The organism is Streptomyces sp. NPDC002018 (assembly GCF_042890865.1).
Lineage (GTDB): Bacteria > Actinomycetota > Actinomycetes > Streptomycetales > Streptomycetaceae > Streptomyces.
This window is the reverse complement of the sequence record NZ_JBIASO010000001.1, coordinates 115,861-136,245: the sequence shown is the minus strand read 5'-3', so window position 1 is coordinate 136,245 and position 20,385 is coordinate 115,861. Positions and strand designations below refer to the sequence as shown.

Below are 20,385 nucleotides of genomic sequence, written 5' to 3'. Positions count from 1 at the left end.
GCAGACGGTCATGGTTGCCGGTCACCTGAACGGGTGTCACTCGCCGCCGGTCCGTGTCGCCGGACCACCGCGCCGACCCGCGCGGGGACGATGCGGGAATGCCATCCTCCACATACGCCGCCGGAATTCTGCTGCGGGCCGCGGCCTCGGCCGGTGACCCGCCGCAGCTTCTGCCCGCCCGGGAGCAGATGGCCTTCACTCTCGGTTTCCACATCATCCTGGTGCCGTTCGGGGTGGCGCTCACTGCCCTGATGCTCATCGCCAACTACCGGGGTCTGCGGCACGGCGACGACCAGGCCCTGCTGCTCGCCCAGCGCTGGTCGAAGGTCGCCGCCGTACTGCTCGCCGTGGGAGCGGTCACCGGTACGGTGCTGAGCTTCGAACTCGGCATCCTGTGGCCGGGGCTGATGGGCAGATACGGCGCCGCGTTCGGTTTCCCGTTCGCGATCGAAGGCATCTTCTTCTTCCTGGAAGCGATCTTCGTCTCGATCTATATCTACGGCTGGAAGCGGCTGCCTCCCTGGGCGCACTTCTGGACGGGCGTCCCCGTGGTCCTGGCGAGCATGGGCGGCACCGCCGCCGTCGTGGCCGCGAACAGCTGGATGAACCAGCCGGGCGGTATCACCCTGCGCGACGGCCGTGTCGTGGAGGTCCGCCCGGCCGAGGTGTTCTTCAACGGTGCCTTCTGGTTCGAGACCGTGCACATGCTGCTCGCCGCCTATATCGTCGCCGGGTTCTCGGTGGCCGGGGTCTACGCGGTCGGCATGCTCAAGGGCCGCCGCGACCACTACCACCGGCTCGGCTTCCTCATCGGGTTCGTCGTGGCGGGCGTCATCCTGCCCGTACAGATCTATGTCGGTGATGTCGTCGCCCGGCAGGTCTTCCACAGCGAGCCCGCGAAGTTCGCCGCGATCGAGCTGCTGCCCGACACCGGAACCCATGTCCCCGAGACACTGGGCGGAGTGCTGGTGGACGGCGAGGTGCGGTACGGACTCAGGATTCCGGATGTGGCCTCGCTGCTCGCCGGGTTCCGTCCCTCCACGGAGATCCGCGGACTCGACGCGATCGCCCCCGCGGTACGCCCCGACGACGCGACGGTGAGCGTCGTGCATCTCGCGTTCGACGTCATGGTGGGAACGGCCTCCCTGCTGCTCCTCCTGGTCCTCTGGTTCGCCTGGCTCTGCCGGCGCCGACGGCAGGTGCCCACCAACCGGTGGTTCCTGCGCTGCGCCGCCCTCAGCGGAGTCGTCGCCGTGGTGTGCCTGGAGAGCGGCTGGGTGGTCACCGAGGTGGGCCGGCAGCCGTGGACGGTGGTCGGTCTGCTGCTCACCCGGGACGCCGTGGCGACACAGGGCAATCTCTGGCCGTTCTTCGCCGCCGCCCTGGCCATCTACGGCGCGGTGGGCACCGGCGCCGTACTGATCCTGCGGTCCCTGACCAGACGATGGAGATCCGGCGGGGGCGAGGGGGACGACGAGGGGCTGGATGTCCCCTACGGTCCCAACCGGCCGCTGACCGACGCACACACGGGAGAAGGCCGGCAGACATGAGTGACACCGTCTCGGTCCTGCTGTTCATCGGCGTCATCGCCTACGCCCTCTTCGGCGGCGCCGACTTCGGCGCCGGCTTCTGGGACCTGACCGCCGGCGGCGCGGCGCGCGGCAGCAGGCCCCGCCATCTCGTCGATGTGTCCATCGGCCCCGTCTGGGAGGCCAACCACACCTGGCTGATCTACTGCCTCGTCATGCTGTGGAGCGGTTTCCCCGCCGCGTTCGCGGCCATCACCACCACGCTCTACCTCCCCCTGGGCCTCGCCGCCCTGGGAATCGTCCTGCGCGGCGCGGGCTTCGCCTTCCGCAAGGCGTCGATGCGCACTCCCGAGCAGCGCATCTACGGCGCGTCGTTCGCGCTGTCCTCGGTGCTCACCCCCTACTGCTTCGGCAGCGTGGCCGGTGCCATCGCGTCCGGCCGGGTCCCCACGGCGGGCAACGGCGACGCGGTCGGAAGCTGGATCAACCCGACGTCCGTCCTGGGCGGGGTACTGGCCGTATCGGTGTGCGCCTACCTCGCCGCCGTCTATCTGACCACCGCCGCCCGGCAACAGGAGAGCCCCTGGCTCGAAAAGTGGTTCCGCCGCCGTGCGCTGCTCGCGGGGATCGCCACCGGTGTGGTCGGTCTGGCCGGGATCTTCGTGCTCCAGGCCGACTCCCCCCGGCTGTTCCACCAGTTGAGCCACCGCGGGCTGCCGCTGCTCATCGTCTCGGCGCTGTGCGGGCTGCTCAGCCTCTTCCTCCTGCGCCGCGAGAAGCCCTACGCCCTGCGCGTGCTGGCCGCCCTGGCCGTGGCGACGGTCGTCTGCGGCTGGGGCGTGGCGCAGTACCCGTTCCTGCTGGGCACCCACCTCACCATCGCCGAGGCGGCGGCGCCGGTGCCCACGCTCTGGGTGCTCACCGCCGTGGCCGTGGCCGCCGGGGTGCTCATCGCCCCGTCGCTGGCCGCCCTCTACATCCTCCAGAACCGTGGAAGGCTGGAGTCACGGACCTGACGCGGCGGTTCGGGGACCCAGGAGGGCGGCCGGGGCCGGTGGGTGTCACCGGGTCCTGTGGTCCCGGCCGGCGGAAGGTCCGCCGGAGGTCCACCCGTGCAGCTTGTCCGGATTGACCATCAGCCACAGATGGGTGATCAGACCGTCGCGCACCTCCAGGGTGAGGACGGCCACGGTGGTTCCGGCGACGCGGACCGTCAGACCAGGGGCGCCGTTGATGCCCTCCTCCCCGAGTTCCACCTCGGGTTCCCTGCGCATCAGGCCGAGGAAGAGACGGGCCACCTTGTCGCGGCCGACGACCGGGCGCAGGGCCGCCCGCACCTTGCCGCCCCCGTCGCTGCGCGACTCGGCATCGGGATCGAGGAGGGCGACGAGCGCGGCGAGGTCACCGGTCTCGCACGCCTCACGGAACGCGGAGACGACCCGTCCGTGCTCCGGCCCCGTACCGCCGACGGGCCGCCGGTGGGCGAGGCGGCGACGGGCGGAGGAGGCGAGCTGACGGCAGGCCGCGGGAGAGCGGCCCACCGTCTCCGCGATCTCGGTGAACGGCACGCCGAAGACATCGTGGAGGACGAAGGCGACCCGTTCCGCGGGAGTGATCGAGTCCAGGACCACGAGCATCCCCATGCCGACCGACTCGTCGAGGGTGATCCGGTCGGCCGGATCGCCCGCGCCCCCGCCGGCCGCGCTGGTCCACGCGGCACCGCCCCGGACGGGCTCGGGCAGCCACTCGCCGGTGTACCGCTCACGGCGCACCCGCGCCGAGGCGAGGTGGTCGAGGCAGACGCGCGAGGCGACCCGGGTCAGCCACGCCAGCGGTGTGTCGACCGCCTGCTGCTCCTCCTCGGACAGGGCGTACCAGCGGGCGTAGGTCTCCTGGACGACGTCCTCGGCGTCCTGTACGGAACCGAGCATGCGGTAGCCGACGTCGAGCAGCCTGCGGCGCTCGGCCATGAGGGAGCCGAGGGTCGGGTCCCGCCCGGGTCCTGACGGCCCGGGTCCTGAGGGGGTGGGCACGGCTTCCTCATCCTTCCCGGGCGACGCTCTCGGCGAGCCATTCCTCGAAGGTACGGCTGCCCCGGGGCCCCTCCCCGGCCGGCAGCTGGCCGTCGCCCGCCATGGCGGCGCCCGCCGGGCCGGGGAACGTGACCGGCAGCACCAGCCGGCGCCGGTGTCCGGCCCGCGGCAGCGCGCGCACCATGTCGACGAGCTGCTCCACCCGTGGTCCGGCGAGTTCCGGAGCCATGCCCCGCGCCGGGCCGAGGACGAGTTCCACGAGGTGCTGGGCCACTTCACGGGCCGCGACCGGCTGGGTACGCATCCGGGGCACGACCACGACAGGTCCCGGGCCCCGGTCGCACGTCTGCTGGGCGAACTCGTGGAACTGGGTGGCGCGCAGCACGGTCCAGGGCACCCGCCCGTCCTTCACCCTCTCCTCCTGGCGGAGTTTGCCCTGGTAGTAGCCATGACCGACCCGGTCGATGCCGACGATCGACAGCACCACGTGGTGCCGCACCCCGACCCGCGCACCGGCGTCCAGCAGGTTGCCTCCGACGGCTTCGAAGAACGGGACCGCCTTCCGGCGGCTCATCGTCGTCACATTGCTCACATCGACGACCGCCTCCACCCCCGCCATGGCCGCGTCGAGTCCCGTGCCCGTGACGAGGTCCACACCTCGCGACCGTGCCAGTACGACCGGTTCCTGCCCCGCCGCCGACAGTTGCTCGACCACGTGCCGTCCCACCAGCCCGGTTCCGCCCGCCACCGCTACCCGCATGCCGGGCCTCCCGCCGTCCCTGTGTTCGCGTACGTCATCGTGCGTGCCCGTCCCGTCGTCCGGGGAGGGCAGGCATCAGCAGGAGGACCGACACCATGACCAGCGCGGACAGGAGGACGGCGTTGAGCGCTTGGTCCACTGTCCCGTACATGTCGAGGTGCTGCATGTGGTAGATGAGGTGCGGCACGTTGAAGGCCAGCCACACGGCACCTGTCGTCCGGACGAACCGGTTGTTCCGCACCTGGCGCAGCGCGATGATCGTCAGAAGCGCCAGCGCCAGGAACATGGCCCCGTCATCCTTGGCGAGATGCTCGTTGTAGGGGCCGAGCTGCGGCAGCCAGCTCCGTCCGAAGCCGGGGAAGTTCGCGTACCACCCCGCGGGGGAGAAGTAGGCCCACAGGCCTGTGTACAGCGCGACCACGGCCAGGAGGCCGAGCACGGCGTACCGGATTCTGATGTTCATACCCCTATGACGAGACAGCCCCCGCCGATGTGAGGTGTGAACCGTCCCGCGCCGCCGGAGTGCCACGATCCGGCGTGCCGGGGTCTCTTCCCGAAAGGGGCGGAGCGGCTAGTTGCTGTGCCTGGTCAGGCTGTAGACCAGAATGAGTATCGCGCCGATCATCACCGTCACATGCAGCCACGCGGGAGCGGCCGAGGCATCCCCGGCGGCCGTCATCAGTCCGGTCATCATGACCTCCCTGTTGTCTCGTCGTGCGTCGGCGGATGGGGTGTTTTTCGTGTCATGTCCCGCGTGTACCCCGGGATGAGTGGGTGACACGCCGTCAATTCGCGGGCGTACGGCCGCGGGTCGCCGCTCGCGAGGCGGTGCCGCGAAGGTGTCACCGCGGCGCCGGTGGCAGTCCTCAAGTAGAGGCCGCGGTTCCGTACAACGAGGTGCGTGATCCACGGGTCCTACTGGATGAGATGCACAAGCATCCGGGGAAACAGGGGGAAAGACATGCGCACATCACGTCGCGCGGCAGCGGTGGCGGCCTTCGCCGCGCTCGCCGTGGGAAGCACGGCCACCGTCATGGCCCAGCCGGCGGCCGCCGCACCGGCCGCGCCGGCCGCCGCCGCTGCCGCTCAGGCCGCGTACAACGGCGTCTGCGGGAGCGGGTACACGGTGGTGAACTGGGCGGACATCGGCAAGCAGGGCACGGTGTACCTCACGTACAACTCCGGCAGCGGGAAGAACTGTGTGGTGACGATCCGCAAGACGAGCGGAGCGCCGGTGTACATGTTCTCCTACCTGGGGATTCCCGAGACGGGTCAGGGGGACTACGACGGGGACTACTACTACTCGTACGCGGGTCCGGTGTACGCCTACGGGCGTGGCCTGTGCGCGGACTGGGCCGGTGGTATCTCCAACCAGGAGACCTGGACCTACGGTTCGAACTGCGGCTCGCTCACGGCGACCCGTGTGACGAAGGACGGTGGGACGACCGCTCGCTCGAAGGTGGCCGAGCCCTCCGCCGCGCCGCGCGCGGGCGTCACCGCCGGCACACGCTGACCCACCGGGTCACCAGGTGGGGCCACCGGGTCACCGGGTCACCAGGTCACCAGGTCACCAGGCGATGGACCCACGGGGCCACACCACACACAGCACGGACCCGGTGCACGGATCTCCGTGCGCCGGACGGCCGCCGTCGGTGACACCATGCCGGCGGCGGCCACGCCGAGTCCGACGACGACGGCCCGGTGTGACACCTTCGTCCCACACCACACCGCACCGCACCACACCGCACCACACCGCTCCCCCGCCCCGTGCTCGGGACGGCCGCCCGGTCTCAGGCCTCGCGCAGCCGCCGCCAGACCGCCTTCGCCGCGTTGTGCCCGGACATGCCGTGCACACCGGGGCCCGGTGGGGTCGCGGAGGAGCAGATGAAGACGGCGGGGTGCGGGGTGGCGTACGGGAAGAGGGAGATCTTGGGACGCAGCAGGAGCTGGAATCCCGAGGCGGCCCCGCAGGCGATGTCCCCGCCGACATAGTTGGCGTTGCGGGCGGCCAGCTCGGGCGGGCCCGCGGTGGCACGGGCCAGCACGCGGTCGCGGAAGCCGGGTGCGAAGCGCTCCACCTGCCGCTCGACGGCGTCGGTGAGATCGCCCCGCCAGCCGTTGGGGACATGACCGTACGCCCAGAAGACATGTTTGCCCTCGGGAGCCCGGGACGGATCGACCAGGCTGGGCTGGGCCGTGATCAGGAACGGTGTCACGGGCGGCTCCCCGTTCACGACCCGGCGCAGCGCGGTGCCGATCTCCCCGCTGGTGGGGCCGATCTGGACGGTACCGGCCCGCCGCGGCTCCTCCGCCGTCCAGGGCACGGGCCCGTCCATCGCGTAGTCGATCTTGAAGACGCTCGCCCCGTAGCGGTAACCGTCGTACGCGCGGCCGAGACCCGCGATACGGGCCAGGGCGGTCGGCGAGGTGTCGAAGACATAGGCACGGGCGGGCGGCAGCTCGTCCAGGCGCTTGACCTCGTAGCCGGTGTGGACCGAACCGCCCAGATCACGGAGGTACGCCGCGAGGGCGTCGGAGATCGACTGTGAGCCGCCGCGCGGCAGCGGCCAGCCGCCCGCGTGCGCGGCGAGCGCGAAGATCAGCCCGACGGCGCCGGTGGCGATCCCGCTCAGAGGAGCCATGACATGGCCGACCAGCCCCGCGAACAGGGCCCGTGCCTTCTCGTCCCGGAAGCGGCGCGACAGCCAGGTCGACGGCGGCAGCCCGGCCAGCCCGAACCGGGCGAGGGTGACGGGGTCGCGCGGCAGCGCGGTCAGCGGCAGGGACATGAAGTCCCGGGCGAGGGTGTCCCACCGGCCGAGGAAGGGCGCGACCAGACGGCGGTAGGTGCCCGCGTCACGGGGACCGAAGGACGCGGCCGTCTCGGCGACCGAGCGGGACAGCACCGCCGCCGTGCCGTCGTCGAACGGATGCGCCATCGGCAGTTCGGGGTGCAGCCATTCCAGTCCGTACCGGCCGAGGGGCATCGTCCCGAAGACGGGCGAGCCGACGCCCAGCGGGTGCACGGCCGAGCAGGGGTCGTGCCGGAAGCCGGGCAGCGTCAGCTCCTCCGTCCTGGCGCCCCCGCCCACGGTGTCCTTGGCCTCGAAAACGGCCACCGAGAAGCCACGCCGGGCCAGCTCCACGGCGGCGGTCAGCCCGTTGGGTCCCGCTCCCACGACGACGGCATCGAGCATCGACGTCACCTTCGGACTCCTTCGTAGCCGATGGCAAGAAGCCCCAGGATATTCCCGGGCACCGACAGCCCGAGAGCGGGTACGGTCCGCGCCGATGAACGCCATGACGGACGGCACCACGAACGGCACCACGGACAGCGCGGCGGACAGCGCGGCGGACGCGAGCGTGAACCGGAGCGTCGAGGACATGGCGGCGCGGCTGACGCGGCCACCCGGTGCGGGTCGCGGGCCCCTGGGAGTGGGGCCCCTGGGTGAACGGCGGGGCCTGGCTGTCCGTGGACGGCGTCGCGGTGGGGGCGGCGGGCGTGCTCGTGAGGGAGGTACGGACCGTGCTGGACGCGCGGCCGCGCGCGGTCACGCCCCCGTCAGCAGCCGCTCCCGTACCCGTCGCGCCGTGGCCGCGTCGCGGGCCGCGGTGAAGGGCAGCGCGTTCCCGCCCGTGATACGGAAAGGATCGCCCGTGAGCGTCCCCTGCGCGCCGCCCGCCTCCGTCACCAGCAGCAGACCCGCCGCGTGGTCCCAGGCCAGCTCCCAGTTGAAGGCCACCGCGTCGAGCGCGCCCCGCGCGACATCCAGATACTCCAGCCCCGCCGAGCCGCACGGGCGGGCGTCGATGCCCTCGGTACGCAGGCCCAGGAGGGCGCGCTTCTGCGCGTCCGTGGTGTAGTCCGGGTGGGACATGGCGACCGACAGCACCGCGCCGGGCACGGGCGAACCGGAGCGCAGCGGGACGCCGTCGAGCCAGGCGCCCCGGCCCCGGACGGCGATCGCCATCACGTCCAGCGCCGCCGCGTACGTCCAGGACGCCAGCACCTCGCCGCCCTGCGCGAGGGCGACGAGTGTGCAGAACCCCGGCTCGCCCCGGACGAACTGGCGGGTGCCGTCGACCGGGTCGACGATCCACACGGGCGCGTCCGCGCGCAGCGCGTCGTACACCGAGGGGTCCGCGTGGACCGCCTCCTCACCGACCACCACCGAGCCGGGCAGCAGCGCGGTCAGGGAGGCGGTGAGATGGTCCTCCGCGCGCCGGTCCGCGACCGTCACCAGATCGTGCGGACCGCTCTTCTCGACGATCTCGTGCGCGGCGAGCTGCTGGAAGCGCGGCATGATCTCGGCGGCGGCCGCCGCCCGTACCGCCTCCTCGACGGCGGACACGCGGAGGCCGGCGGACGTCCCCGGTCCCGTCCGCCCGTCCGCCGTCTCCGGCAGGGGAACCGTTCCGTACACAGAGTCATCGATCATGCCCACCAGCCAATCACGCCCCGGTGACACGCCGGAGGGCAGGCCGTGTGACGGCTCGGGGGACGCTCAGCGTCCTACGGCATAACCCTGCATGCCCCGGGGGTTCGCCGCGGCGGACAGGACACCGGTCTCCGGATCCCTGGCGACCGCGCACAGCCGCCCCTCGGACCAGGGCTCGCCGACGGTCACCGCGTGGCCGCGCCGCCGCAGGCCCTCGATGACGTCCGGGTCCGTGCCCGCCTCGACGGTCACACTGCCGGGCCGCATCCCGCGCGGGTAGAAGGAGCCGGGGAAGCTGTCGTTGTGCCAGTTGGGCGCGTCGACGGCGCCCTGGAGGTCGAGTCCGCCACGGACGGGCGCGCGCAGGGCGAGCGCCAGGAAGAAGTGCACCTGCCACTGGTCCTGCTGATCGCCGCCGGGTGTGCCGAAGGCCAGCACCGGTACGCCGTCGCGCAGCGCGAGCGAGGGGGTGAGGGTGGTACGGGGCCGGCGGCCGGGGGTCAGCGAGTTCGGCAGTCCGGGGTCCAGCCAGGCCATCTGGAGCCGGGTGCCCAGCGGAAAGCCCAGCTCGGGGACGACCGGGTTGGACTGGAGCCAGCCGCCGCTGGGAGTGGCGGCCACCATGTTGCCCCAGCGGTCGACGATGTCGAGGTGGCAGGTGTCACCGCGGGTGGCACCGTCCTTGGCGACGGTCGGCTCCCCGGCCCCCGCGGGGAGTCCGAGCGCGTCGAAGCCGGGCTCGCCCGTGGCGACGGCGGTGGCGTGGGTGCTCAGGACCGGCGTCCGGCCCTCCGGGCTGCCGGGGCGCAGCGCGTACGAGGCGCGCTCGCCTATCAGTGCGCGGCGGGCGGTGTTGTACGGCTCGGAGAGCAGCGCGGCGAGCGGTATCCCGGCGCTGGCGCCGGACCCACTGGCACCGGACCCACTGGCGCCGGACCCACTGCCGTCGGGACCGCTGCCATCGGGCCCGCTGTCGCTGGGCCGGGCGCTGTCGCCGGGCCAGGCGTCGCCGTACCAGGCCTCCCGGTCGGCCATGGCGAGCTTGCAGCCCTCGACGAGCAGATGGACGTACTCCGCCGAGCCGTACGCGGGCAGGTCCGCCGCGCGGGAGGGCAGCAGGGCCAACTGCTGGAGGAAGACGGGCCCCTGGCTCCAGGGGCCCGCCTTGCAGAGGGTCCAGCCGTCCCATTCGTAGGTGGCGGGCGCCTCGTACGCCGCCGACCAGCCGGTGAGATCGGACGCGGTCAGGGTGCCCGTGTGGCGTGAGCCGCTGGTGTCCCTGGTGGGACTGGCGGACTGGCGCAGCAGCGCCTCTGCTATGAAACCCTCGCGCCAGACGGTACGGGCGGCCTCGATCTGGACCACCCGGTCCGTGCCCGCCGACTCGGCCTCGGAGATCAGCCGGCGCCAGGTCGCGGCCAGCGCGGGGTTGCGGAACAGTTCCCCGGGCGCCGGCGCCTTGCCGCCGGGGAGGTAGACCTCGGCGGAGGAGGTCCACTCGGTCTCGAAGAGTTCACGGACCGACTCGACGGTCTCACCGACGCGTTCGACGGGCGCGTGGCCGTCCTCGGCGTATCCGACGGCGTAACGCAGCACCTGGGCCAGGGACTTGGTGCCGTGGTCGCGCAGCAGCACCATCCACGCGTCGAAGGCGCCGGGGACCGCGGCGGCCAGCGGCCCGGTGCCGGGGACCAGTTCCAGTCCGAGGGAGCGGTAGTGCTCGATGGTCGCGCCCGCGGGCGCGGGGCCCTGGCCGCAGAGCACCTGGACCTCGCCGCCGGCGGGCGCGAGGATGATCGGCACCTCTCCGCCGGGACCGTTGAGATGCGGCTCGACGACATGGAGGACGAAGCCCGCGGCGACGGCGGCGTCGAAGGCGTTGCCGCCGTCCTCCAGTACGGCCATCGCGGACTGCGAGGCGAGCCAGTGGGTGGAGGACACCATGCCGAAGGTCCCCTGGAGGGTCGGTCGGGTCGTGAACACAGGGCCCCTTACCTCGCTGTTCATGTGCACCGGTCCGGAGGTGTTGCCCGGCCAGATCGGTCAGGTGTTGCGTGCACGGTTCAGGATATGGCTGATCAATTCGAGTGCGTGGTCGATGTCCTGGCCGACTTCCATGAGGTCGACGAACGCGTGCTCCACGGGGGTGTGCCGCTCCGCGCCGGTGAGGGCGTCGACGATCTGGTCCACGGTGGCTTCCTCGGTCGGGTAGACGCGAAGGACGAGATCGAGTTGGGAGGGATCCCGGCCGTGTTCCACCGCCCTGTTCCTGAGCTGGTCGACCGGGCCGTTGATCTGGGCGGCGTCGAACTCCCAGGGTGTGCCGTAACCCGGCCTGACCACCGGCAACCAGCCGTCTGCGCGCCGGGCCGCCCGGCCCATCGCCGCCGGGGAGTATCCGCCCAGGTAGATCGGCGGCCGGGGACGCTGTACGGGTTTGAGATCCGCGTATGTCGCCGGAACGGTCCAGTGCCTGCCCCGATATTCGACCGGATTCTGAGACCAGTAGGCGTCCAGGGCGTCGAGGCACTCGTCCAGGCGTGCCCCGCGCTCCACCATGGGAACGCCTGCGGCAACGTATTCCTCCGGCGACCAGCCCACCCCGAACCCCAGGACCAGTCTGCCGCCGCTGACCAGGTCGATACTGGTCAGGGAACGGGCCAGCAAAGCTGGTGGATACCAGGGGGCGTTGAGGACGTTCGTACCGATCTGGACCCGCTCGGTGGAGACCGCTGCGACCGACAGGAGGACGAACGGGTCCAGCAGCGCGTGGAAGGCGGCAGGGATGGTGTCGCCGCCGCCGTATCCCACGGTCGGGTTGACCGGGGCCAGTAGTCGGTCGCCCACCCACAGGCTGTCCGCGCCCAGTTGCTCGGCCTGTTGAGCGAATCGCGCGACCTCGCGCGGGTAATGAGCCAGAGCTCCGATCTGCGGGAGCGTGAATCCGATGCGCACCATGTTCTCCACTTCGTGCAAGGTTGATCAGTCGGTGAACGGCGCCCCTGCGCCGCACGGTCCGGGCGGGTAATGGTCCACTCGCGTTTGTCAGTTCCGGGGTCCCAGCGGGGCGCTGCGGCAGGGGGTGGAAGTCCCGTGGACACGTTCGGAATACATCGCGAAATCACGGGTCCCCTGCTCCTGCAACAGGGTGCGTACCTCCGACGGCAGCGACGAGAGGGTGTTCTCGATCACCTCGGGGTCAGCCTCGTACAAGGTCATGCCGAAGACCAGTGGCATTTTGCCCGGCGGCAGGCCCGCTCCGCTGGTACCCGCCATGGCACGCCATTCCGCGGCCGTCACATATTTCTCAGCCAGCGGCAGGATGCGCTGCTCCTCCAGAGCCATGTGCTCGTAGAGCACTTCGGCCAAGCGTCGCAGAACATGCGCCAGCGCTGCGGCCTGCTCCGTTGTCGCACGCTCACGCCACCCGGCCAGCGCCGCGGCCACCTGGGCCGCAAGTTCTTCGATCCGTTCGTGGTGACCCTCCATCACCTGGACGACGGGAGCTATTTCATCGGTCCCGCGGTCCAGGAGCTTGGGCCACAAGTGAATGTCTTCAGCGCGGTGATGAGCCTCCAGCACACCGGACAGAAAGCTGATGTGATCTGCCACCACGGCCCGGCGCTCCGCGTCTTCGGCCGCCACACCGCGCACCAGCGCCGGCAATGCCGCGAATTCGCGCCGGAACATGGTGTGCACCATGTACATGTCCCGGGTATCGGCCGGTGCCTCCCGCGCCCCGGAGCCCCTTATTGAGGACCTCGGGACCGCCTGCCCGGCTTCCCCGCTCATGTCCACAGCTTCATCGTCCATGGTCTTACTGATTCCTTGAATAGAGAGCAGAATACAAAATGATGTTGTTTTGTTTTGTTTTTATCATGGAAGGAGCGCAGCCACTCACCCGGACTGCTACGCCTCTGCCGTCTGCCGGAAGAAGGCGGTGATGTCGTCGGCCAGCAGTTCGGGTTCTTCGTGGGCGGGGAAGTGGCCGCCGCGCGGCAGGTGCGTGTAGCGGGTGAGGTGGTATTTGCGTTCCACGAAGCTGCGGGGTGCGACGACGCCGAGGTTGGCGGGGAACAGGGCGAGCGCGGTCGGCACTTCGACACGTCCGAGCGTGGGCACGAGCCCCTGGCCGCGTTCGTAGTAGGGCACGAATGATGTCGAGATCGTGTTGGTGAACCAGTACAGCGAGGCTTGGGTGAGCAGGAAGTCGTCGCTGAACCGGGTGGCGAGATCTCCGTCGCAGTCGCTCCAGGCCCGGTACTTCTCCAGTATCCAGGCGAGCAGGCCCGAGGGGGAGTCGCTCAGTCCTTGGGCCAGGGTGAGCGGGCGGGTGCGCTGCTGGTGGGCGAACGCGCCTTCTTCCTGGGCCCAGGCGCCGAAGGCGTTCAGGTAGGCACGTTCCTCGTCGGTCAGTTCGGCGCCGGCGTCGGGCGGTGTGCTCACGACGTCCAACAGATGGATGCCGACGACGGACTCGGGATGGGCCTGGGCCAGCAGGGCGGTGATTCCCGCGCCGAGATCGCCGCCGTGGGCGCCGTAGCGGGCGAAGCCGAGTTCGTCGCGCATGAGCCGGTGCCAGAGTTCGTGCGTGGGAAGCGTCCGGTCCAGGGTCGGGAGCTGGGGGGAGAAGGTGAATCCGGGGAGGGACGGCACGATGACCGTGAAGGCGTCCCGCGGATCACCGCCGTACCGTGAGGGCGTCGAGAGCCTTCGTGCCAGTTCGATCATTTCGTAGAACGTGCTCGGCCAGCCATTGGTCAGGACGATGGGCAGGGCTCCCTCGCGCTCGGCGTCGAAGCGCAGGTAGTGCAGGAGCGTGCCGTCGATGTCGGCGAACCGGGACGGCAGCGCGTTGACGGCGGCCTCGTGCCTGCGCCAGTCGTAGCCGGAGGCCCAGTAGTCGACCAGCCGCCTCAACTCCTCACCGTCGGTGCCCGCCTCCCATCCGGCGACAGGCCACGGCTTCGCCCACCTCGTCCCGCGCAGTCGGGCTCGCAGATCGTCGAGGTCGGCGTCGGGCACCGCCAGCAGGGGGTCGGCATTTGTCTTCGGGGCCTTCTGTGAGTTCAACACCGCTAAAAGCTATAGCCGGTGTCGCGAGTCGTCAACACCAGCTTGTCGTTACAGTGGTGTCATGACTGGCGGCGCCGTGGATCTGGATGTGGTCGAGCAGTTCCTCAACACGCTCGACGAGAGGACCTTCAGCTGGCACGGGGAGAAGTTCGTCCCCGGCGACGGGCTCAGCTCGGTCGAGGACCTGTCCGCCTGGCTCGAGAAGCACGGCCTGGCCACCGCGGGGCAGGAACTGCGCCCGTCCGACCTGGCCCTCGCCGTCGCCCTGCGTGACACCCTGCGAGAAGCGCTCACCGATGGCACCGACAGCGCGAAAGCCGCGCAGGCACTCGCCTCGTTTCCCCTGCGGCTGGCACCGGACCCGTCCGGGCACCTGCGCATCGCCGCCGCCAGCGGCGTGGCCGGCCTCGACGCCATCATCGAGACGGTGGCGACGAGCGTGGCCGGCGGCGGCTGGAAGCGCATGAAGCTGTGCTCCTCGGCCGACTGCCGCCGGGCCTTCTACGACACCTCACGCAACGGCAGCGGCCGCTGGTGCCGGATGGAGGTATGCGGCAACCGGCACAAGACCCGCGCCTACCGTCGCCGCCAACAGTAGGAGTCGGTCCCTCGGTGACGGCTTCGGGGTACGCGGGCCGCTTCTCATGTTCGGCCAGGAACCCGGCAGATGCCGGGCAGGCTCAGGCTTCGCCCCTCGCGCCTGCCGGTGGGTCGGAACACCACGCCGCACAACGCCACTGACACCGGGCATCAGGCAGCAGACATCAGGCATCCGACCTCATACGTTCACACCGGAACACAAGGCGGGATGCAGGCCGCACAAAAGCCCGAAAAGACGCAAACTCGACGCAAACCCGAAAGGGTAAGGGCAAGAGATCGGATGACTGTGTGCGCCGACCGTTGACGCGGTCGAAAAATTAGGAATAGTTGACGACGCCATCCCGCGCGCTCCCCCTGGAAGGGATCCCTCGCCGTGCCCGCTTCCTCGCGTCGCGATTTTCTCCGTCTCACCGGTGCCGCCGCCGGCGGCGGTCTCGCGCTGACCGGCGGCCTCCCCCCGTTCGTCGCGCACGCCGCGCCGGTCCGCCCGCCCACTGTGGACATCGTCCCCCAGGACGAGGCCACCACGATCTGGTACCGCACGCCCGCCGTTGAGGCGCGCATCATTGAAGAGGCCCTGCCCGTGGGCAACGGCCGACTGGGCGCACTCGTCGGATGCGACCCGGAGGACGATTTCCTCTACCTCACCGACGGCGCGTTCTGGACCGGCGGCACCAACGACACCTTGACCGATGACGGGCAACTGCCCTATGGCAAGGACGACTTCGGCAGCTTCGGGCTGCTGGCCAAGCTCCGCGTCGCGCTGCCCGGCCACTCGGGCGACCAGTTGAGCGACTACCGCCGCCAGCTCGACCTGAGCAACGGTGTGGTGTCCGCCACCTACCGGCTGCGTGGCGTCCGCTACCGTCGCGAGATCTATGCCAGCCACCCGGACGACGCGGTCGTGATCCGGCTCAGCGGCGACGGCCCGCACACGGGCAGCATCGCGCTCGCCGGCACACACGACGAGACCACGTCCGGCGACCGTGGACTGCTGTCGTTCACCGGGACGCTGGGCAACGGCCTGGACTACGCCGCCGCGGTGACCGCGGTCAGCACCGGCGGCCGGGTCAGGGTGGACAGCGGCAGGATAACCTTCGACGGCTGCCGCGAGGTACTGATCGTGGTGAGCGGTGGCACCAACTACAGCCCCGACGCCGCCAAGCAGTACCGGGATCCGGACACGGTCCCCCTCACCGTGGCGCGCGCCAAGGTGACCGCCACGGCGAAGGTGTCGGCCGACAAGCTGCTGCACACTCACGTGGCCGACTACCAGCGGCTCTACAACCGGTTCTCGATCGATCTGGGCAGGTCGTCGCAGGTGCAGCGGTCGCTGGACTCGTGGTCACGCATCGCGGTCCGGCACACCGACAGCTCCACGCCGGACCCGGAGCTGGAGGCCGCCTACGTCCAGTACGGCCGGTACCTGACCATCACCGGCTCGCGCGACTGGCTCCCGATGAACCTCCAGGGGATCTGGGTGCACAACAACAACCCGGACTGGTACGCGGATTACCACACCGACATCAACATCCAGATGAACTACTGGCTGGCCGACCCGGCGGGGCTGGGCGACAACTCCCTGGCCCTGGCCAAGTACTGCGTGTCGCAGCTTCCTGTCTGGACCGATGTCACCAAGAGACTGTTCAACAACGAGCACAACCGCTTCCGCAACAGTTCGGGGAAGATCGCCGGCTGGGCGGTCGCGTTCTCCACCAACATCCACGGCGGCAGCGGCTGGGTGTGGCACCCGTCCGGCAACGCCTGGCTCTGCAACTCGCTCTGGCGCCACTACGAGTACAGCCAGGACCGCTCCTACCTGGAGCTGATCTACCCGGTCCTCAAGGGCGCCGCCGAATTCTGGCAGGCGCGCCTGATCCCCACGACGGTCACCGACCCGGACGGGACGACCCGCGAGGTGCTGATCGACGACACCGCCTGGTCACCGGAGCACGGAGGAGACAGCAAGGGCATCACCTACGCGCAGGAACTGGCGTGGGAGCTGTTCGAAGAATTCAGGACCGCCTCCCGCGTGCTCGGCCGGGACGCGGAGCTGGCCTCCGCGCTCACCGCGACGCAGGCCAAGCTCTACCTGCCGCGAGTCAGCCCCAAGACCGGGTGGCTCGAAGAGTGGATGAGCCCGGACAACCTCGGCGAGACCACGCACCGGCACCTGTCTCCGCTGATCGGCTTCTACCCCGGCGACAGGATCGCCGCCGACACCAGTCCGGCCGCGCTGCTCGAAGGCGTCCGCGCGCTGCTGACCGCGCGGGGCATGGACAGTTACGGCTGGGCGTGCGCGTGGCGGTCCCTGTGCTGGTCCCGTCTGAAGGACGCCGAGAAGGCGTACCAGCTCTATCTGACCATCCTGCGGCCGTCGATGAACAACGGGAACGGCACCTCCGCCAACTGGTTCGACATGTACAGCCAGGGCAGCTACACGATCTTCCAGATCGACGCGAACCTGGGCGGCGCCACTGCCGCTCTGGAGATGATCCTCTACTCCCGGCCGGGAGTGATCGAACTGCTCCCCGCTCTCCCCGCCGCCTGGGCCGACAAGGGATCGGTGACCGGAATCGGTGCCCGCGGCGGCTTCGAGGTGGACCTGTCCTGGCGCGACGGAAGGGCCAGGCTGGCGACCATTCGCAGCGTGGGCGGGACGACGACCGAGCTGCGCGCCGGTGACTTCCGCAAGAAGATCTTCCTGAAGCCCCACGAGTCCGTGACGGTGCGCATTCCCTGAGCCCGCAGGCCTGATGAGGGCGGCCGCGTCCATGGGGTCGACGTGGCCGGCCTCGAAGCGGCAGGCGCCCGGGGCTGGGCGCCCTGCCCGGCCTCCGGCCGGCTGGACCACCGGGACTCGGCCATCCCGATCACGAGTCCGTCGGCCCGCTTCGGGAACTGAGTTCGTTCGCGCGGTCGACCTCGGGCATGTGCTCCTGTGCCCAGGCGCGGACCACGGCCAGAGCGGCTTCGAGCGACAGACCGAGTTCGGTGAGCCGGTAGTGCACACGCGGCGGCACCGACGGCTCGACCCTGCGTGTGACCAGCCCGTCCCTCGTCAGGTTGTGCAGGGTCACCGACAACATCTTCTGTGAGATTCCAGGCATGCGGCGCTGTAGCTCACCGAACCGCACCTCCTGGGGTGACGCTTCCGCCAGCACCCTGACCGCCAGCGACGTCCACTTCGTTCCGATCCGGTCGAGCAGCCGGCCTGTCGGGCACTGCGGGTTGGACAACACATCCCCCGGTGAGTCGGAAGACCCACGTCCGACCTGGGAGGTCACCTGGAACTCACCACCTGAGCGAAAAGTGCGGCCTTGGATACCTCACCCTACCCACCTAGGATTTTCGCTGTAGGTAATTGTTACTGAAGGAGCCCTTATGTCTCCCATGTCTGTCCCGGTGTCCCCCGATATCCAGCACTCCGATATCCAGCACCCCGGGATCGAACTGCGCCGGGTCAAGACCAACGGCACGGAACTCAACGTCGCGACAGCCGGGCAGGGTCCCGCCGTCCTTCTGCTGCACGGCTTCCCCCAGACCTGGCAGATGTGGATACCTGTCATGGCCGAACTGGCCCAGCGGTACCGGGTCATCGCGCCGGATCTGCGGGGCTTCGGCGCCAGTGCCCGCGAGGCGGACGGTTATGACGCGATCACGCTGGCCGCCGACGCCGAAGGTCTCCTGGAGGCACTGGGCGAGACCTCCGTGGCCGTGGTGGGCATTGACATAGGTGTACCGCCCGCGTTTCTTCTGGCCATGCGCAGGCAGGATCTCGTGCGGCGGCTGGTACTCATGGAATCACTGCTCGGCCAACTGCCCGGCGCCGAGGGCGAGGAATTCCTCACCGCCGACCCGCCGTGGTGGTTCGGCTTCCACAGTGTGCCCGGCCTCGCCGAGTCCGTGCTGCCCGGACACGAGGAGATCTACGTCGACTGGTTCCTCGACCGGGGTACTTCCGGGCGGGGCATCCGTCCGGACATACGCGAGGCGATCGTCCGGGGCTACACCGGAAGTGAGGCGCTGCGCTGTGCGTTCTCCGTGTACCGAGCCCGGCCGCTCACCGCCCGCCAGATCCAGGAGGCCGTCAACTCCACCCGCCTGACGATCCCCACGATGGTGATCGGCGCCAACCCGGTGGGCCGGGCACTGGAGCTCCAAGTGCGCCCGCATGCCGACGATGTGGAGGGCCATGTCCTGACCGACTGCGGGCACATCATCCCGCTGGACCGTCCTGATGCCTTGCTGACCCTCCTACGGCCCTTCCTTTCCACGGACGGCCGCTGACGGAGCGCAGGGCGTGGCCGGTGACATGGGTCGACGCCGGCAGGGCTACGGCTGTTCCAGGGGCGGGGCGGTGCGCAGGGCGCCGCGGCGGGCCACGAGCCAGAGCAGGCACGCGAGGACGGACAGCGCGGCTCCGGTGAGGCAGACGGCCCGCCAGCCGCCCGCCGACCAGAGCAGCGCGGCGGCGAAGGAACCGAGGGAGCCTCCGACGAAGTTGCCGGCGATGTATGCCGTGTTGAGGCGGCTGCGCGCGGCGGCGGAGATCTGGAAGATCCTCGACTGGTTGAGGATGTTCTGGCCCTGGACGCCGATGTCGAGCAGCACGATGCCGACGAGCACGAAGACGAGGAGGTGACCGCCGAATCCCGAGATGACCCAGGCGACGGTCACGAGCAGCCAGGCCAGCCCCGTACCGGTGACCGACCAGCCGCGGTCGTGCACCCGCCCCGCGCCCTGGGCCGCGACCGCGCCGACCAGGCCCGCGATACCGAAGAGACCGATCGCCCAGATCGGATAGCGGTACGGCGGATCGCTCAGCAGAAAGGTGAGCGCCGTCCAGAACATCGTGAACAGACCGAAGCCGGTCGCCCCCAGCACCATGGTGACCTGGAGCCTGCGCTCGTGTGCGATCAGCGAGAAGACCGATCGCAGCACCGCGCCGTAGGAGATCGCCGTCGTCTTCGGGGCGAGCCGGGGGATCGAGCGCCGCAGCAGGAGGGCGAGGACGAGCGCGATGGCCGCGGCGATGAGGAACACCACCCGCCAACTGGTGGCCTCGGCGATCAGTCCGCTGAAGATCCGGGCCACCAGGATCCCCGAGAGCAGCCCGCTGACGACCATGCCGACGACTCTTCCCCGGGACGCGTCGTCGGCGAGGTCCCCCGCGAGCGGGGTGAGGATCTGTCCCGACACCGTCGTCACCCCCACCGCGACCATGGCGAGGGCCAGGGTGATGATCTCGGGCGCGACCGCGCAGGCCACCAGGGCGACGGCCGAGAGCGTCATCATCAGGGGGATCAGCCGGCGCCGGTCGCGGAAGTCGCCGAGCGGGACGATGAACAGGATGCCCAGCGCGTAACCGATCTGCGTCGCCGTGATCAGCAGGCCGACGGCCCCCTGGCTGACCCGCAGATCCCCCGCGATGACGTCCAGCAGCGGCTGCGCGTAGTAGAGGCTCCCTACGGCGGCGCCTCCCGCGATCGCGAACAGCAGGGTCAGCGCCCGTGTCATACGGGGCGGGGGCGCGGCGACCCCGGACGCGGACTCACGCGCGGTCACTGTGGCCTCCCATCGGCGGTGCGGGTCCCCGCTACCGGATCACTTCCCCCACCATGCCGGGAGAAGGCGCCCCGGACGGGCAGACGGGCCGCACCCGCCCCCGGTGCGACCGTACGGGGTACATCCCTCCGGGCTCCGCACGACGGGCCGACCGGCCGACGAGCCGCGAAAGACAGCCGGGCCGTAAAAGGCAGCCCGGCCGACAGGGCGGCCGGGAAGACCGACGCGGCGCCACACCGTCACGGGCGCCACAACGACAGGGGTGGGGGGGGGGCCGCGCCCGGCGCCCCCCCCCCCCCCCGCGGGGCCCCCGGCGCCCGCCCCCCGCCCCCCCCCCCCCCCCCCCCCCCCCCCCCCCCCCCCCCCCCCCCCCCCCCCGT

At 70.5% G+C, this 20,385-nt stretch carries 17 protein-coding genes; 6 read left to right on the top strand and 11 right to left on the bottom strand.

Annotated features, from left to right (window positions below; translation table 11 throughout):
- Window positions 1-98 precede the first annotated feature (98 nt).
- Together ACFYYH_RS00630 and ACFYYH_RS00625 are read left to right on the top strand one after the other, a co-directional pair.
- Window positions 99-1,550: a cytochrome ubiquinol oxidase subunit I gene (locus ACFYYH_RS00630; RefSeq protein WP_388543946.1), complete on the top strand. Its 1,452-nt coding sequence runs from the start codon at window positions 99-101 to the stop codon at window positions 1,548-1,550.
- Window positions 1,547-2,545, top strand: coding sequence for a cytochrome d ubiquinol oxidase subunit II (locus ACFYYH_RS00625; RefSeq protein WP_388543943.1), 999 nt, complete (start codon window positions 1,547-1,549; stop codon window positions 2,543-2,545). The genes ACFYYH_RS00630 and ACFYYH_RS00625 overlap by 4 nt, the downstream gene beginning before the upstream one ends.
- 45 nt (window positions 2,546-2,590) lie before the next feature.
- On the opposite strand, the gene sigJ is transcribed toward ACFYYH_RS00625, so the two are convergent.
- The 3 genes from sigJ to ACFYYH_RS00610 are packed head-to-tail and all read right to left on the bottom strand — an operon-like array spanning window position 2,591 to window position 4,785.
- A complete protein-coding gene (gene sigJ, locus ACFYYH_RS00620; protein WP_388543941.1) occupies window positions 2,591-3,562 on the bottom strand; it encodes an RNA polymerase sigma factor SigJ in 972 nt (323 codons plus the stop codon).
- Window positions 3,563-3,569: 7 nt separating this feature from the next.
- On the bottom strand, window positions 3,570-4,322 hold the full coding sequence (locus ACFYYH_RS00615) for an SDR family oxidoreductase (protein ID WP_388543938.1): 753 nt from the start codon (window positions 4,320-4,322) through the stop codon (window positions 3,570-3,572).
- A gap of 34 nt (window positions 4,323-4,356) precedes the next feature.
- The gene (locus ACFYYH_RS00610) at window positions 4,357-4,785 is read right to left on the bottom strand and encodes a hypothetical protein (RefSeq protein ID WP_388543935.1); all 429 of its coding nucleotides are present in this window, start codon (window positions 4,783-4,785) and stop codon (window positions 4,357-4,359) included.
- Between the two features lie 498 nt (window positions 4,786-5,283).
- Here ACFYYH_RS00610 and ACFYYH_RS00605 point away from each other — a divergent pair, with 498 nt between their 5' ends.
- Window positions 5,284-5,835 (top strand): spore-associated protein A, encoded by a 552-nt coding sequence (locus tag ACFYYH_RS00605; RefSeq protein WP_388543932.1) that lies wholly within the window; start codon window positions 5,284-5,286, stop codon window positions 5,833-5,835.
- A gap of 277 nt (window positions 5,836-6,112) precedes the next feature.
- On the opposite strand, the gene ACFYYH_RS00600 is transcribed toward ACFYYH_RS00605, so the two are convergent.
- The 6 genes from ACFYYH_RS00600 to ACFYYH_RS00575 all read right to left on the bottom strand — a co-directional run bounded on the left by ACFYYH_RS00600 (window position 6,113) and on the right by ACFYYH_RS00575 (window position 13,837).
- Entirely contained in the window at window positions 6,113-7,528 is a 1,416-nt protein-coding gene (locus tag ACFYYH_RS00600) for a phytoene desaturase family protein (RefSeq protein WP_388543930.1), read from the bottom strand.
- Between the two features lie 345 nt (window positions 7,529-7,873).
- Window positions 7,874-8,761, bottom strand: a complete 888-nt coding sequence (locus tag ACFYYH_RS00595; RefSeq protein ID WP_388543927.1) for an inositol monophosphatase family protein — start codon at window positions 8,759-8,761, stop codon at window positions 7,874-7,876.
- A gap of 66 nt (window positions 8,762-8,827) precedes the next feature.
- Complete coding sequence (locus ACFYYH_RS00590; protein WP_388543924.1) at window positions 8,828-10,744, bottom strand: gamma-glutamyltransferase family protein; 1,917 nt, start codon at window positions 10,742-10,744, stop codon at window positions 8,828-8,830.
- Window positions 10,745-10,804: 60 nt separating this feature from the next.
- Entirely contained in the window at window positions 10,805-11,716 is a 912-nt protein-coding gene (locus ACFYYH_RS00585) for a TIGR03619 family F420-dependent LLM class oxidoreductase (RefSeq protein WP_388545237.1), read from the bottom strand.
- Between the two features lie 90 nt (window positions 11,717-11,806).
- The gene (locus ACFYYH_RS00580; RefSeq protein ID WP_388543921.1) at window positions 11,807-12,574 is read right to left on the bottom strand and encodes a hemerythrin domain-containing protein; all 768 of its coding nucleotides are present in this window, start codon (window positions 12,572-12,574) and stop codon (window positions 11,807-11,809) included.
- A 96-nt stretch (window positions 12,575-12,670) separates the two neighbouring features.
- Complete coding sequence (locus ACFYYH_RS00575; protein ID WP_388543918.1) at window positions 12,671-13,837, bottom strand: epoxide hydrolase family protein; 1,167 nt, start codon at window positions 13,835-13,837, stop codon at window positions 12,671-12,673.
- A 61-nt stretch (window positions 13,838-13,898) separates the two neighbouring features.
- Between ACFYYH_RS00575 and ACFYYH_RS00570 the strand changes: the two genes are divergently transcribed.
- Entirely contained in the window at window positions 13,899-14,435 is a 537-nt protein-coding gene (locus tag ACFYYH_RS00570) for a CGNR zinc finger domain-containing protein (protein ID WP_388543915.1), read from the top strand.
- A 375-nt stretch (window positions 14,436-14,810) separates the two neighbouring features.
- Window positions 14,811-17,180, top strand: coding sequence for a glycoside hydrolase N-terminal domain-containing protein (locus ACFYYH_RS00565; RefSeq protein ID WP_388543913.1), 2,370 nt, complete (start codon window positions 14,811-14,813; stop codon window positions 17,178-17,180).
- A gap of 130 nt (window positions 17,181-17,310) precedes the next feature.
- On the opposite strand, the gene ACFYYH_RS00560 is transcribed toward ACFYYH_RS00565, so the two are convergent.
- A complete protein-coding gene (locus ACFYYH_RS00560; protein ID WP_388543910.1) occupies window positions 17,311-17,724 on the bottom strand; it encodes a winged helix-turn-helix transcriptional regulator in 414 nt (137 codons plus the stop codon).
- A gap of 106 nt (window positions 17,725-17,830) precedes the next feature.
- Here ACFYYH_RS00560 and ACFYYH_RS00555 point away from each other — a divergent pair, with 106 nt between their 5' ends.
- Window positions 17,831-18,727, top strand: coding sequence for an alpha/beta fold hydrolase (locus ACFYYH_RS00555; RefSeq protein WP_388545236.1), 897 nt, complete (start codon window positions 17,831-17,833; stop codon window positions 18,725-18,727).
- Between the two features lie 45 nt (window positions 18,728-18,772).
- Here the strand turns inward: ACFYYH_RS00555 and ACFYYH_RS00550 are convergent, their stop codons facing one another.
- Window positions 18,773-20,005 (bottom strand): MFS transporter, encoded by a 1,233-nt coding sequence (locus ACFYYH_RS00550; RefSeq protein ID WP_388543907.1) that lies wholly within the window; start codon window positions 20,003-20,005, stop codon window positions 18,773-18,775.
- Between the last annotated feature and the right edge of the window lie 380 nt (window positions 20,006-20,385).

Excerpts from the sequence above, each read along its gene's own strand:
- ACFYYH_RS00630 (WP_388543946.1), top strand. The coding sequence starts at position 99 with ATGCCATCCTCCACATACGCCGCCGGAATTCTGCTGCGGGCCGCGGCC.
- ACFYYH_RS00625 (WP_388543943.1), top strand. The coding sequence starts at position 1,547 with ATGAGTGACACCGTCTCGGTCCTGCTGTTCATCGGCGTCATCGCCTAC.
- ACFYYH_RS00615 (WP_388543938.1), bottom strand. The coding sequence starts at position 4,322 with ATGCGGGTAGCGGTGGCGGGCGGAACCGGGCTGGTGGGACGGCACGTG.
- ACFYYH_RS00610 (WP_388543935.1), bottom strand. The coding sequence starts at position 4,785 with ATGAACATCAGAATCCGGTACGCCGTGCTCGGCCTCCTGGCCGTGGTC.
- ACFYYH_RS00605 (WP_388543932.1), top strand. The coding sequence starts at position 5,284 with ATGCGCACATCACGTCGCGCGGCAGCGGTGGCGGCCTTCGCCGCGCTC.
- ACFYYH_RS00595 (WP_388543927.1), bottom strand. The coding sequence starts at position 8,761 with ATGATCGATGACTCTGTGTACGGAACGGTTCCCCTGCCGGAGACGGCG.
- ACFYYH_RS00580 (WP_388543921.1), bottom strand. The coding sequence starts at position 12,574 with ATGGACGATGAAGCTGTGGACATGAGCGGGGAAGCCGGGCAGGCGGTC.
- ACFYYH_RS00570 (WP_388543915.1), top strand. The coding sequence starts at position 13,899 with ATGACTGGCGGCGCCGTGGATCTGGATGTGGTCGAGCAGTTCCTCAAC.
- ACFYYH_RS00555 (WP_388545236.1), top strand. The coding sequence starts at position 17,831 with ATGTCTGTCCCGGTGTCCCCCGATATCCAGCACTCCGATATCCAGCAC.